This window comes from Curtobacterium sp. NPDC089185, assembly GCF_040685235.1.
Lineage (GTDB): Bacteria > Actinomycetota > Actinomycetes > Actinomycetales > Microbacteriaceae > Curtobacterium > Curtobacterium citri.
Genome location: NZ_JBFBHK010000031.1, coordinates 1 through 13,552, shown reverse-complemented (window position 1 = coordinate 13,552; position 13,552 = coordinate 1). Strand labels below are relative to the sequence as shown.

Annotated in this window: 8 protein-coding genes; 4 read left to right on the top strand and 4 right to left on the bottom strand. The window is 72.2% G+C overall.

The annotated features are described in order from the left end of the window. Positions 1 to 140: 140 nt before the first annotated feature. The 4 genes from AB0N84_RS16175 to AB0N84_RS16160 all read left to right on the top strand — a co-directional run bounded on the left by AB0N84_RS16175 (position 141) and on the right by AB0N84_RS16160 (position 5,929). Positions 141 to 1,523, top strand: a complete 1,383-nt coding sequence (locus AB0N84_RS16175) for an ATP-binding protein (protein ID WP_363548187.1) — start codon at positions 141 to 143, stop codon at positions 1,521 to 1,523. Further along, positions 1,520 to 2,134 (top strand): response regulator transcription factor, encoded by a 615-nt coding sequence (locus AB0N84_RS16170; protein WP_289457871.1) that lies wholly within the window; start codon positions 1,520 to 1,522, stop codon positions 2,132 to 2,134. Before AB0N84_RS16175 ends, AB0N84_RS16170 begins: the two co-directional genes overlap by 4 nt. A 102-nt stretch (positions 2,135 to 2,236) precedes the next feature. Then, positions 2,237 to 3,115: a hypothetical protein gene (locus AB0N84_RS16165; RefSeq protein ID WP_289457873.1), complete on the top strand. Its 879-nt coding sequence runs from the start codon at positions 2,237 to 2,239 to the stop codon at positions 3,113 to 3,115. Positions 3,116 to 3,448: 333 nt separating this feature from the next. Continuing rightward, positions 3,449 to 5,929 (top strand): FN3 domain-containing metallophosphoesterase family protein, encoded by a 2,481-nt coding sequence (locus AB0N84_RS16160; protein WP_363548183.1) that lies wholly within the window; start codon positions 3,449 to 3,451, stop codon positions 5,927 to 5,929. Between the two features lie 416 nt (positions 5,930 to 6,345). Here the strand turns inward: AB0N84_RS16160 and opgC are convergent, their stop codons facing one another. From opgC to AB0N84_RS16140, 4 genes are all read right to left on the bottom strand, one after another. Continuing rightward, positions 6,346 to 8,958: an OpgC domain-containing protein gene (gene opgC, locus AB0N84_RS16155; protein WP_363548180.1), complete on the bottom strand. Its 2,613-nt coding sequence runs from the start codon at positions 8,956 to 8,958 to the stop codon at positions 6,346 to 6,348. After that, positions 8,946 to 9,359, bottom strand: coding sequence for an ATP-binding protein (locus tag AB0N84_RS16150; RefSeq protein WP_289457882.1), 414 nt, complete (start codon positions 9,357 to 9,359; stop codon positions 8,946 to 8,948). The genes opgC and AB0N84_RS16150 overlap by 13 nt, the downstream gene beginning before the upstream one ends. Then, a complete protein-coding gene (locus AB0N84_RS16145) occupies positions 9,356 to 11,383 on the bottom strand; it encodes a glycosyltransferase (RefSeq protein ID WP_259346030.1) in 2,028 nt (675 codons plus the stop codon). Before AB0N84_RS16145 ends, AB0N84_RS16150 begins: the two co-directional genes overlap by 4 nt. A gap of 240 nt (positions 11,384 to 11,623) precedes the next feature. Beyond that, positions 11,624 to 13,465: a DEAD/DEAH box helicase gene (locus tag AB0N84_RS16140; protein WP_363548190.1), complete on the bottom strand. Its 1,842-nt coding sequence runs from the start codon at positions 13,463 to 13,465 to the stop codon at positions 11,624 to 11,626. Between the last annotated feature and the right edge of the window lie 87 nt (positions 13,466 to 13,552).

Here is a 13,552-nt window from a genome sequence, read left to right as displayed (position 1 = left end):
GCGCACCGACGCTGACCAGCCGGCTGGGACGGACGGGAGGCGCGGTGCCGGCTGGCACCGCGCCTCCCGTCCGTCTCGTGGTCCGCTCCCGTGGTCCCGTCCCGTCGGGGCCCGAGCAGCGCTCGGGTTACGGTTGCTCCGTGCACGGACAACGGTCGTCGGACAGCGGGAACAGCGGGACGCTCCCGGAACCCCTCGTGCTCGTCGCCGCCGACCCGCGCCGCCGTACCGGTCGCACGCCCTGGCGTCGCGTGCTGGTCGGCGTCGTCCTCGCCGCGCTCGTCGGCGGCGCCGCCGTGGCGACCGTCGGCACGCTCGTGTCGCAGCGGGTCGCGGAGTCGTTCGCGGTGCGCGACGCGACCGCCGACACCGCGGCCCTCGCCCGGATCGTCGTCGAACCCGCGCTCACCGACACCGTCGCCGATCCCGCGGCGAGCGCCACCGACCGTGCCGCCGCACGCGCGCGACTCGACGACGCCCTCGCCGGGCAGGTCAGCGCCGGGTCGACCGTCCGGATGAAGCTCTGGTCGGCCGACGGCACGGTGCTGTGGTCCGACGAGCCGCGGCTGGTCGGCGAGCGCTTCCCGCTGTCCGACGAGGACCTCGAAGCGCTGCGCACCGACCGCTCCGACGCCGAGGTGTCCGAGCTCGAGGGCGCGGAGAACCGGTACGAGCGGGGCCACGGTCCGCTGCTCGAGGCGTACCAGGCCGTGCACACGCCCTCCGGCGAGGCGCTGCTCTTCGAGGCCTACCGCCCGTACGGCGACGTGCTCGCCCGCGCCGCCGACCTGCGCGGCGCGTTCGCCGCCCTGGCCTTCGGCACGGTCGGCGTGGTGCTGGTGCTGCTCGTGCCGCTGCTGCTGTGGCTGCTCGTGCGGATCCGGTCGGGCCAGCGGCAGCGCGAACGCCTGCTCGGACGCGCGCTCGACGCCGAGGTCGCCGAGCGGCGCCGACTCGCCCGCGAGCTGCACGACGGCCCCGTGCAGGACGTCGCGGGGCTCGCGCTGTCCCTCGGGTCGGTGCCCGAGACCCGGGCGGCCGCGACGACCCTCCGTGCCGCCGTGTCCTCGCTCCGCACCTCGATGTCGACGATCCGTCCGGCAGCACCCGAACGCGACGGCCTCCGGGCGGCGCTCGACGACGCGTGCGCACGGGCCCGCGGCGCGGGGACGGTGACCGTGGTGGACGTCCCCGACACGGTCCTGGCGTCGCCGGCGGCCATGACGGCCGCCGTCCGCTTCGTCCGCGAAGCCGTCTGGAACGCGGCGCAGCACGCCCGCGCGACCCGGATCGACGTCCGGGTGCGGGTGGACGGCCCGGACCTGCGGGTGACCGTCGCCGACGACGGGACCGGCTTCGAGCCGGACCTCCTCGACGCACCGTCCCGGCCGGGACACCTCGGGACGACGCTGCTGCGCGAGGTCGCCGAGGACACCGGCGGTGCGCTCGTGCTCCGGACCGCGCCGGGTGCCGGCACGACCTGGCAGCTGACGGTCCCCGCCGAGACCGAGGCCCTGCGGTGAGGGTCCTGCTCGTCGACGACCACGCCCTGGTCCGGCAGGGGCTGCGGGCCGTGCTCGGCACGACCGACGACTGCACGGTCGTGGGTGAGGCGGCCACCGGCGAGGAGGCGGTCGAACGCGCCGCCGAGACCGCACCGGACGTGGTCGTGATGGACCTGTCGATGCCGGGCGAGGGCGGGGTCGCCGCGACCGCGCGCCTCCGGACCGCGATGCCCGCCGTCCGGGTGCTCGTGCTCACCACCTTCTCGGACGACCGCCGCGTGCGCGACGCCCTGGCGGCCGGCGCCACCGGGTACCTGCTCAAGGACGCCGCGCCGGACGAGGTCGTCGCCGCCGTGCGGGCCGCCGCGCGCGACGAGACCCCGATCGATCCCCGGGTCGCCCGGGCGCTGCTGCCCGGAGCGGCACCGCGGGCGGACGGCCCGGAGCTGCCACCGCGGGAGCGCGACGTGCTGGTGCGCATCGCGCGGGGCCTGTCGAACCGGCAGATCGCGACCGAGCTCGGGATCGCCGAGCGGACCGTGAAGGTGCACGTCGGGTCGCTCTTCCGACGCATCGGGGTCGCGGACCGGACGAGCGCCGCCCTGTGGGCCCGCGACCACGGCTGGTGAGCGGGTACTAGTACCAAGGTCCGATGGTGCCCGCGCGGCGCTGCGGCGACGATCGTTCCCGAGGGACGCTCCGTCCCGCACCGTCGCCCTCAGGAGGCACACATGCACACCCAGCGCTCCCGACGCCGCTCCGCCGGCATCGCCGCGGTCGTCGCGCTCGGCGCCGTCGCCGCAGCAGCCCTCGTCGGGGTCTCCCCCGCGAACGCGTCCGGCAAGACCTCGACGGGCGGTGACTACGCCGTCACCGTCAACGGCACCACGACGAACCCCGCGGTGGGCAAGGACTTCAAGCTCAAGGACGTCGCCGTCTCCGGCACCATCGCGGTCCGCGGGAAGCACAACGGCTTCGACATCCGCGTCGCCGACCTCGGCGTCTACGACTACACGCTCACGGGTGCCCCGGACTCGCAGCGGATGGTGACGAAGCCGACCGTGGTGTTCGCGTCGAAGGTCCCGTCGCTCACGGCCGCGCAGCTCGCCGGCACGAAGTTGTCCTCGCTCGAGGTCCGCGACGACACGCTCGTCGCGATCTTCGGCACCGGAGCGGGCAAGTACAAGATCCAGGCGAAGGACGGTGCGCAGGGCGGCATCTTCCAGATGGAGACCGAGTTCGCGCAGCCGGTGACGTTCACGCACACCCTCGGCGCCGGCCTGTTCTACTTCACGAACCCGTACACGGGGAAGATCAACTTCGGCGACGGCGTCGCGGCGGTGTCCTCGGGCAGCGACGCGCACCAGATGCTCCTCGGGAAGGACAGCCCGCAGGTCGCGACGAAGACCTCGCAGACCGCGACCACCACGACCTGGACCGTGCAGCCCGGCGGACGCCTCGGCGGCGTGCTCGGCGAGGACGCGGTCGAGCTCTCGCAGGGCGCGACGAACTGCACGAGCGACTGCCAGGCGCAGAACCAGATCCGCGGCTCGCTGCCGGTCCCGCCGGACCCGGTGGACCCGCAGCCGCTGGGGACCACGTCGCGCTGACGCGACGGGGAGGCGCGGTGCCGGCTGGCACCGCGCCTCCCGTCCGTCTCCCGCTGCGCCCACCCGCGCGCCGGTACACCCGTCCGCCCCCGCGCGCCGGGCGGGACCGGGCGTACCGGGCAGGAACGGGCGTACATGGTCGGCCAGGATCACCAGGTACACCCGATTCCGCTTGCCATCGCGGACGGTACGGGAAGGAACGGGCGGACGCGGGTCCGAAGGCTGTGCGGGCTGACAGTTCCGCTTGCGTACGACCGCTGGAAACCTGTACGTCACCTCAGCCGGGTCGGATGTCCACGGCCCCCACGAGGGGGTCTCGACGACAAGGACACCATGACCCCGCAGCACCCCGCACGACGGCGGCGCACCGCACGCACGGTCGGAGCCGCCACCGCGGCCCTCGCCGCGATCGCCGCCACCACGATGATCGGCTCCGTCCCCGCCGCCTCCGCCGAGGAGGCACCGCTCGTCACCTCGGCGACCACCGAGTGGCAGTACCTGGAGGACGGGTCCGACCCCGCCGCCGGGCAGATCGACCGCACCGCCTGGACGACGGGCGCACTGCCCACGGGCGACTGGAAGACCGCGAAGGGGTCGTTCGGTGCCAAGAACGGCGCGGCGACCGGCATGGGCGGCGGACACGCCGTCGACACGCTGCTCGAGCAGTACCTCGCGGACGGCAAGGACGTCCCGACGTACTTCTTCCGGACCTCGTTCGAGGCCGACGCGACCGACCTCGCCGCGTGGAAGTCGCTCACCGCCGAGGTCGTGTACGACGACGCGCTCGTCGTGTACGTGAACGGCACGAAGGTGGCCGGCTTCGAGGACGGCGGCGTCACGCAGAACGTGCAGTACGCCGGAGACAACGGGTCGGACCCGGACACCAGCACGTTCTCGGTCGACGCCGCGCTCCTGCACGAGGGCGCGAACGACATCGCGGTCGCGCTGTACCAGGGCCGTTCGAACAGCTCGGACGTCTACTTCGACATGCCGTCCCTGACCCCGGTGGACGCTGCGCGGCCCGCGACGATCTCCGACGTCGTGATGACGATCGGTGCCGACGCCTCCTCGCGGAACCTCGCCTGGTACTCCGACTCGGCAGCGGCCGAGGGCGCGCAGGTCGTCCCCGCTGCGAAGCTCGTCGACGGCGCCTTCCCGACGACCGGCGTCACCGAGGTCGCCAGCATCTCGGGCACCGCCACCGACGGGCAGCAGTACCACCACGCCACGCTCGCCGGCCTCGCGCCGTCGAGCGAGTACGCGTACCGCGTCGGCAGCGACACCGACGGCTGGAGCCCGGTGACCACGTTCCGCACCGGTGACGGCGACGGCGACTACTCGTTCCTGTTCATCGGCGACGCCCAGATCGGTGCGTCCGGCAACGCGGCCTCGGACACCGCCGGGTGGAACGACACGCTCGACGTCGCCGAGCGCGCCTTCCCCGACTCGGAGATGGTGTTCTCCGCCGGCGACCAGGTGAACACGGCCTCGAACGAGGCCCAGTACGAGGGCTTCCTCTCGCCCGACCAGCTGCAGCGCATCCCGCTCGTGACGAACATCGGCAACCACGACGTCGCGAGCCTGGCCTACGAGCAGCACTTCAACCTGCCGAACGTCAGCGCCGAGCACGGCAAGCCCGACGCCGCGCGCGCCGGCGGCGACTACTGGTTCGTCTACGGCGACACGCTCTACATCTCGTTCAACTCGAACGACATGGACGACGCCGGCCACGCGGAGTTCGCGCGGAAGGTGCTCGCCGAGCACGGTGACGAGGCCCGCTGGAAGGTCGTCACGTTCCACCACTCGGTCTACAGCACGGCCTCGCACGCCGACGACTCGGACATCATCACGCGTCGCGCCGACCTGCCGCCGGCACTGAGCGCGCTCGACGTGGACCTGGTGCTCATGGGCCACGACCACGTGTACGTCCGCAGCTACCTCATGAGCGGCACCACCCCGACCGGTTCCGGTGAGCCGGCCGCCGAGGTCACGCCGTCGGGCGACGAGGTGCTCTACGTGACGGCCAACTCGTCGTCCGGCAGCAAGTACTACGACATCAAGCCGGGTCCGTTCGACTTCGCGGCGGTGCAGAACCAGGAGTACACGCCGAACTTCACCAACGTCGAGGTCTCGGGCGACTCCATCGCGATGACGACGTACCGGTCGGAGGACCTGTCGGTGGTGGACGCGGTGACGCTGCAGAAGCCGGCCGAGCCGACGGACCCGTCCGAGCCGACCGACCCCGGCACCGGCCCGACGGACCCGGACACCGACCCGACGGACCCGTCCGAGCCGACCGACCCGGGTACCGAGCCCGGCGAGCCCGGCGACGAGCCGACCGCTCCGGCCGAGCCCGGCGACGAGCCGACCGCTCCGGCCGACGACGCTCCCGTCGCCGCCGACCTGTCGACCCTGACGGAGGCGACGCACACGCTGCGGGTGGACGCCGTCGACGTCGAGGCCGGCACCGTCACCGTGACCGTCCCCCGCGCCCTGGCCGGTACCCCGTTCGACTGGTTCGTGCACTCGGACGCGGAGTACCTCGGTGACCTCGCGAGCGACGACGACGGCGTGCTGACGCTGCAGCTGCCGGTCGGCCTCGCGTCCGGCACGCACACCCTCGTCGCCCAGCGCGCCGACGGCAGCGTCGCCACGTGGGCCACGTTCGCGTTCGTGATCGACCCGGTCACCGGTCAGCCGACCGGCGAGCTCGCCTTCACCGGTGCCGACGTCCTGCCGCTCGCCGCGGGCAGTGCCCTGGCGATCGCCGCCGGGCTCGGCATCGCCCTGGCTGCCCGCCGCCGACGCGTCTGACGCGACCACCACGGGAGGCACGGTGCGGGTCGGACCCGCACCGTGCCTCCCGTGCGTCCGTCGCCCGGAACCCGCCCCTGTGTCCCGGGCGGGCATGGCGCGGCGCGCGCCGGGCGGAACCGGGCGTACCGGGCAGGAACGGGCGTACCCGGTCGACCAGGACCACCAGGTACGCCCGATCCCACTTCCCACCGCACGCGCGATGGGAAGGATCGGGCATCGGACGGCCCCGCTGCCCCACCGGACACCCGCGCGCCGGGCTGAACCGGGCATACCGGGCAGGAACGGGCGTACCCGGTCGACCAGGACCACCAGGTACGCCCGATCCCACCTCCCACCGCACGCGCGATGGGAAGGATCGGGCAGGAGCGACCGCGCGGTCCCGCCCGCAGTACGCGCGGACGGGACCGGCAGCGTCAGCGCGGGATGACCGAGAAGAGGAAGCGCTTCCGGATCATGTACCAGACGAGCAGGATCAGCAGCGTGTGGGCCGCGAAGCCGATCCAGCCGTTGTACCAGTCCACGCCCGGGATCGATGCGATCGCCAGCGCGAAGAAGACCTGCCACACGAACACGTAGAGGCTCGCCTGACCGATCGGGATCCAGAGCCAGCCGAGCACCGTCGCGATCGGCTTCCAGAACACCGTGAGGATCGCGTACGACACGATCGCGAAGAACGCGATGTCGACGAGCCGTCCCCACTGCAGGTCGACGCGCTGGTACGCCGTGTTGTACAGGGTGTCGTACATCGACGCCGGGAACGGCACCGGCGTGAAGCCGAAGTGGTCGCCGGCCCAGACGTAGACCAGGAACAGGGCGTACCCGGTGATGCCGACGCCGATCAGCACCTTGCCCAGCCGACCGGTGAGGGCCCCGATGACCTGTCGTCGGTAGTACCCGAGCACGAGCCCGTGCGTGAAGACGACCTGCCAGGTGAGCAGCGGGAAGACCGACTCGAACTGGGAGTTCAGCGGCCGCAGCTCCGGCACGAGCGCCTGCAGTGCGTAGAGGCCCCAGCTCACCACGAGCAGCGCCCACCAGAAGCCCCGTCGGACCACCCACATGCAGAGCGGGATGAAGAGGCTCAGCACGACGAACAGCCCCATGATGTTGAAGGGCCACGGGCCCATCTCGAGCAGCAGGAACTGCCGGATCGCGAACCAGGGCGGCGGGTAGGCCAGCAGCTGCATCGCGTTCGGGTACAGGTCGTAGACCCGGCCCTCCGCGCCGACACCACCGGTGCCGGTGCCCCGGTCGGTGAAGGTCGTGATGGCGTCGGTGTTCAGGAACGGCACGAAGCTCAGCGCGAAGACGACCAGGATCACCGCGAGGGTGACGACGTACTGCTTCCGGGCACGCTTCCACGCGCCGACCGCCGCCACCCACTCGCCGAACTTCTTGATGGCGAAGGGGTAGGTCATGCCGAGCACCATGCCGGACAGGAACACGAACATCTCGGCACCCGTGATCGCGCCGACCGCGTGCAGCGTGATGTACGAGTACGGGCCGCCGATCTCGATGTGCGTGATCACCACCGCCAGGATGATGAAGCCGCGGAACAGGTCGAGCCGGAGGTCACGCCCGGGCTTCCCGTCGTCGGGGTACCGCCAGCTCGGCAGCAGGCGTCCGACGAGTCCACTGAGCAGGAACGCCGCCGCCAGACCGAACGCACACCAGACGATCCACGCCATCTGGTCGCCGCCGGTCTCGTACTCCTGGCTGATCGCGGCGGCGCCGTCCTGCGGGGTGACCCGCTCGGTGACGGGACCGTCGACGAAGTGCCGCGACTGCTCGAGGTCGGTGCGGAAGGACCCGGCGATGCCCGGCACCGCGGTGTCCCGCCAGTCGGCCACGCGGTTGCCGGCCTCCGGCTCGCGGCGGTTCGTCTCGAGGAAGGTCACGGCCCGCACCTCGGGGCGGTCCTGCACGGCGGCGATCACCTGGCGCCACCAGGCCTGCTTGATCGCCAGCTCGTCGGCGCCGCGCAGCGAGTGGTCGTAGAGCGCGCCGGTGTCGAGGACCATCGGGCGGTCCTGTCCCTGTGCGAACCGCTCGGTGAACGAACCGGCGGTCTGCGGCTCCTCGTAGCCCCAGGTCTCGTCGAAGCGGGCCTCGACCTCGCCGGCCTCGGGCAGCTCGTTGCTCGTGAGGGGGACGTCGCGTCCGGCGGCCTCGGTCGCCTTGCCCTTGCCGAAGGAGAACATCGACAGGCCGACCCAGTCGACGCTCGTCGCACCGGGCCAGTACGGGCCGTAGGGGTCGTCGGCGGCGGTGAGCCGGCCGTCGCCGTTCGTGTCGAGCCGCGCCACGTCGGCGTCGGTCAGGTCCTCCAGGCGACCGGCCGACTCGCCGAACGGGTAGCCGGCGCCGTAGGACGGCGACCACACCATGGCGGCGTCGGAGTCGCCCGCGTGCACGGCGGCGGCCAGGGCCCGGAAGGCCGAGACGAACGCCGTCGGCTGCTGCCCCCACTGCACCCACGTGCCGTTCATCTGCGGCGCGAAGCGGACCAGCAGCTGGGTGTCGTACTGCTCGTGCACCTGCTGGAACAGCCGGTTCGCGGTGCGGGCGTCGGCCCGGGTCAGGGTGTCGAGTGCGCGCGACGGCTCGAGGCTGACGGCGAGCACGGCCCCCTGGGCAGCGGCGGCACGGGTGGCCCGCAGGAACTCCTCGCGGGCGCTGCGGTCGAACGGGTACTCGATCTCGACGCCGTACACCGAGGGCACCGCACCGAGCCGTCCGGCGTACCCGTCGGGGGCGTCGGAGCCCCAGTCGAGGTCCGGCCCGAACCACGCCCGACCGTCGGCCGGCAGCAGACCACCGGAGGGCGACCGCGACGACGACGTGGCGGGTGCCGACGACGCGGACGGCGACGGCGACGCGGCGGGTGCCGACGACGCGGACGACGACGGCGACCCGGACGGCGCCGCCGAGGCTGCCGATGCCGGCAGCGCTCCCCCGAGCAGCAGCGTGCCCGCCACCACGACCGAGGCGACGACCTTCGCCAGGGCGCCCCTCACCGGCTGCACGCCAGCGTCCAGATGTTGTGCCCGCCGGTGTGCTCGTGCTCGAGCCGGTCGAGCGCGGCGATCGCGAGCGCGAGCCCCCGCCCGCTCTCCTCGTCGGCGTCGGCCATCGTCACCGCCGACAGGTCGACGTCGGCCGGCATCCCGTTGTCGGTGAGCACCGCGACGAGTTCGTCCTCGGTCGCGCAGAGCTCGACGGCGTAGCGCCGCCCCGCGACCTGGTCACGGCGACGCGTGTGCTCGACGATGTTCGCCGCGACCTCGGCCAGCGCGGTCTCGAACGAGAACCGGAGCCGCACGTCGTCGATCCCGAGCGAGTCCCACCACGCGCCGAACCGGTCCTGGACCTCGTCGAGGGACGCCGCGACCGCGGGCACGTCGAAGGTCAGGTGGTGGTCGGTCACAGCGGGCCTCCTGCCGTCGAGGACACGTGCTCGGACTGCACGGTGCCCGATCCGGGTCCCCGGTAGAGCACCGCGCGGACCACGATGCTGAAGATGAAGAGGTCGAAGACGACCCAGGCGGTGTTGACGAGCGGCGCGATGCCGGACGCCTGCCCGGTCAGGTACCGGATCCCGATGAGCACGAGGGCGGCGACGAGCGCCCCCATCGCGATGAGCTGCGGCTTCACGAGGTCCCACCGCGGCTTCTGCTCGGACTCGTCGCGGACCTTCGGCGTGACACGGAAGCCGAGCGGCTTGCCCCGGAACACGTTCTCGAACGCGCTCGTGACCGACTCGATCCAGACCGGGAACAGCGCGAGCGAGTACTGCTGCCCGCGCCACGTCGGTCTGCCCGCCGCCACCACCCAGAAGAGCAGCTGGTTGAGCACGAGGAACGGGATGAGCCGCGCGAAGAAGTCGACGCTGTAGGCCTGCACGGGCACCACGCCGAACGACAGGCACAGCACCGGTGCCGCGATGTAGACGATCGCGGCGAAGCCGGACAGGTAGCTCCACATCGTCGAGAAGTACATGAGGCGCTGCCCCCACGACAGGCCCTTCTGCACGAGGGGGTTCTCGCGGAAGAACACCTGCATGGTGCCCTGCGCCCAGCGGAGCCGCTGCACGAGCATGGTCGGCAGGTCCTCCGGGGCCAGGCCCTTCGCCAGGATCTCGTCGTGGTACGCCGACTTCCAGCCGAGCCCGTGCAGGCGCATCGCGGTCGCCATGTCCTCGGTCACCGAGATCGTCGCCAGCGGCATGATCGGCTGTGCCTCGTCGTCACGGTTGACGTCGAGCGCGCGGGCGAGGACCGCGATCGACTCGATGGCGGCGACCGGCGAGGCCTCGCGCCGCCCGAGCACGTCGAGCGCCGCGTCGTCGAGCCCGGCGAAGGTGTCGGCCTCCGTCGACATCGCCGCGAGCTCCTGCAGGTCACGGCGCACGGACTCGAGGTCCGCGGCGGCGAAGCGGTAGGCGATGGCGTCGATGCCGCGCTGGAAGTCGTAGGTGACGTCCCCGAGCGGCTCGCCGCGGTCGATCTGGTCCCGTGCACGGTCGACGACCTGCTCGGCACCGTCGAGCGCCTCGAGCACCCGCGGGTCGGTCTCGGTCTCGCGGGCCCTGGCGAGGAGCTTCCGCGAGGTCTTGATCGTGCGTTCGACGGACTCCTCGACCTCGCGCACGTACCGCGTGACGCCGAGCTGCATGAGCGCCTCGCGCCGGAGGATCGCGTTCGACCCGCAGAAGAACGCGGCGTTCCAGCCGTCCTTCGACTGCTGGATCGGGCCGTAGAACAGCGGGGCCTGACTGCCGAGCAGGTCGGCGTCCGGCACGTTCTCGAACCACTGGGGCGTCTGCACGAGCGCCATCCGGTCGTCCTTGAAGTACCCGAGGGTCCGGTCGAGGATCGACGGCTCGGGAACCTGGTCGGCGTCGAGGATGAGCAGGAACTCGCCCTGCGTCGCCAGGAGGGCGTTGTTGAGGTTGCCGGCCTTCGCGTGCCGCGGGCGGTCGACCCAGTCGGCACCGCGGGTGATGACACCGATGCCGAGCGACTCGGCCGCGGCGCGCATCTCGGGCCGGTTGCCGTCGTCGAGGATCCAGGTGGCGTGCGGGTGGCTGATGGCCTTCGCGGCGCGGGCGGTCCGCACGACCAGGTCGACCGGCTCGTTGTACGTGGTGATGAAGACGTCGACGGTGACGTCACCCGCCGGCTTGGTCGGTGGTTCGCCGCGCTCGCGGAGCCGCCACGCACCGAAGGCGAAGAGGAGCGAGTCGATCACGCTGTACGTCTCGGCGAGGATCAGCGGCACCGCGATCCACCACGAGTGCCAGTTCACCGACGCGGCCCAGCGCCACACGATGTAGTTCACGCCCGCGATCGACGCGAGCAGCGCGACGGTGCGCACGGTCGCGAGTCGACGGGGCGAGGTGCCGGTGGTGAGTCGGCGACGATCCTGACGGCTGACGTCGAGCGCGGTCATCGGCGTCCTTCCCTGCTGCAGCCGGACAGCGCTGGTGAGTGCGCTGCGTACAGGCCTGTCTACCGCAGGCGCTGCCCACCTGTCAGCCCGACGCCCCGATCTGGGGACCGGACCCGCGAGGAGTCGGCGCTGTCCGACCAGTCCGAGCCGTCGGCCGGGAGGCGCGGCGCGGCCCCGGCGGACCGCCCGCGTCCCCCGAGGGCTCGCGTCGGCGCCGTCCCCGCCCGGCCGGGACCGGCGTCAGCCGTGCCGCGGCTTGCGGGCCGGACGGTCGTCGCGGTCGTCGCGACGCGGACGGTCGTCACGGTCGTCCCGACGCGGACGGTCGTCCCGGCGGGGACCGCGGGGTCCCCGGTCGTCGCGGTCGTAGCGGCGCCCGCCACCGCGACGGTCCGGCTTGATCTCGATGAGCTTCCCGCTGATCCGGGTGTCCGACAGCCGGTCGAGCACGCCGCGGTCCATGTCCTCGGGCAGCTCGACGATCGAGAAGTCCGGCCGTATCTGGATCGCGCCGAAGTCGTCGCGGCGCAGGCCACCCTCGTTCGCGAGCGCGCCGACGATCTGACGCGGCTCGACACGGTGACGACGCCCGACCTCGATGCGGTAGGCGGTCATCGGCTGCGATCGGCGGGGACCGCGGTCCTCGCGCCCGCCGCGGTCGTCGTCGCGGCGCTCGGCACGACGGCCGTCGCGGTCGACCTGGCTGCGCAGCTGGTCGTCGGCGGGGTCGAGGAGCAGCGGGTCGTCGCCCTGCGCCACCACGGCGAGCGCCGCGGAGACGTCCTCGGCGGGGACGTCGTGGTTCCGCACGTAGTGGGCGATCACGTCGCGGAACGCCGTGATGCGGTCCTGCTGCTCGAGCGCCGCGGTGATCGCGTCGTCGAAGCGGGTCAGGCGCGTCTCGTTGACGTCGTCGATGGTCGGCAGCTGCATCTGCGTGAGGGGCTGCTTGGTGTGCCGCTCGATCGCGGAGAGCAGACGGCGCTCACGCGGCGTCACGAAGCTGATCGAGTCGCCCTTGCGACCGGCGCGACCGGTGCGGCCGATGCGGTGCACGTAGGACTCGATGTCGACGGGGATGTCGTAGTTCACGACGTGCGTGATGCGGTCGACGTCGAGACCACGGGCCGCGACGTCGGTGGCGACGAGGATGTCGAGCTTGCCGGACTTCAGCTGGTTGACCGTGCGCTCGCGCTGGGCCTGCGCGACGTCACCGCTGATGGCCGCGGCGGCGTACCCGCGGGCGCGGAGCTTCTCGGCCAGGGTCTCGGTCTCGCTCTTCGTGCGGACGAAGATGATCATGCCCTCGAAGTCCTCGACCTCGAGGATGCGGGTCAGGGCGTCGACCTTCTGCGGGTAGGACACCATGAGGTACCGCTGCGTGATGTTCGCGGCGGTCTTCGTCTTCGTCTTGACCGTGATCTCGGACGGGTCGGTCAGGTACTGCTGCGAGATGCGACGGATCTGCGCGGGCATCGTCGCCGAGAACAGCGCGACCTGCTTGTCGTCCGGCGTCTCGGCGAGGATCGTCTCGACGTCCTCGGCGAAGCCCATCTTGAGCATCTCGTCGGCCTCGTCGAGCACGAGGTACTTCAGCTCGGACAGGTCGAGCGTGCCCTTCGCGATGTGGTCCATGATGCGACCCGGCGTGCCGACGACGACGTCGACGCCGCGGCGCAGTGCCGACAGCTGCACGCCGTACGCCTGACCGCCGTAGACGGGCAGGACGTGCACGTGCTTCATGTGCGACGCGAACTGCTCGAACGCCTCGCACACCTGCAGTGCGAGCTCGCGCGTCGGCGAGAGGACGAGGGCCTGCGGCACCTTGCTGCCCGACTCCATGCGGGACAGGATCGGCAGCGCGAAGGCAGCGGTCTTGCCCGTGCCGGTCTGCGCGAGGCCGACGACGTCGCGCCCCTCGAGCAGCGTCGGGATCGTCGCCTCCTGGATGGCGGAGGGGGTCTCGTAGCCGATGTCCCTGACGGCCTTGAGCACCGCATCGCTCAGGCCGAGGTCGGCGAAGGTCACCACGGGCCCCTCGTCGGTGGTCTCGGTGGTGGTGGCGGTGTCCGTGCCCAGCAGCCGCTGGGCGGTAAGGCGCAGTTCGGCGGTCAGCGCTTCGGGGAAATGGAGGTCTGGGCTCTGGAAGCTTACGGCGCCGCCTACACC

Bases quoted from the DNA above. Each gene is read 5' to 3' on its own strand.
- AB0N84_RS16145 (WP_259346030.1), bottom strand. From the start codon at position 11,383: ATGACCGCGCTCGACGTCAGCCGTCAGGATCGTCGCCGACTCACCACC.
- AB0N84_RS16160 (WP_363548183.1), top strand. From the start codon at position 3,449: ATGACCCCGCAGCACCCCGCACGACGGCGGCGCACCGCACGCACGGTC.
- AB0N84_RS16165 (WP_289457873.1), top strand. From the start codon at position 2,237: ATGCACACCCAGCGCTCCCGACGCCGCTCCGCCGGCATCGCCGCGGTC.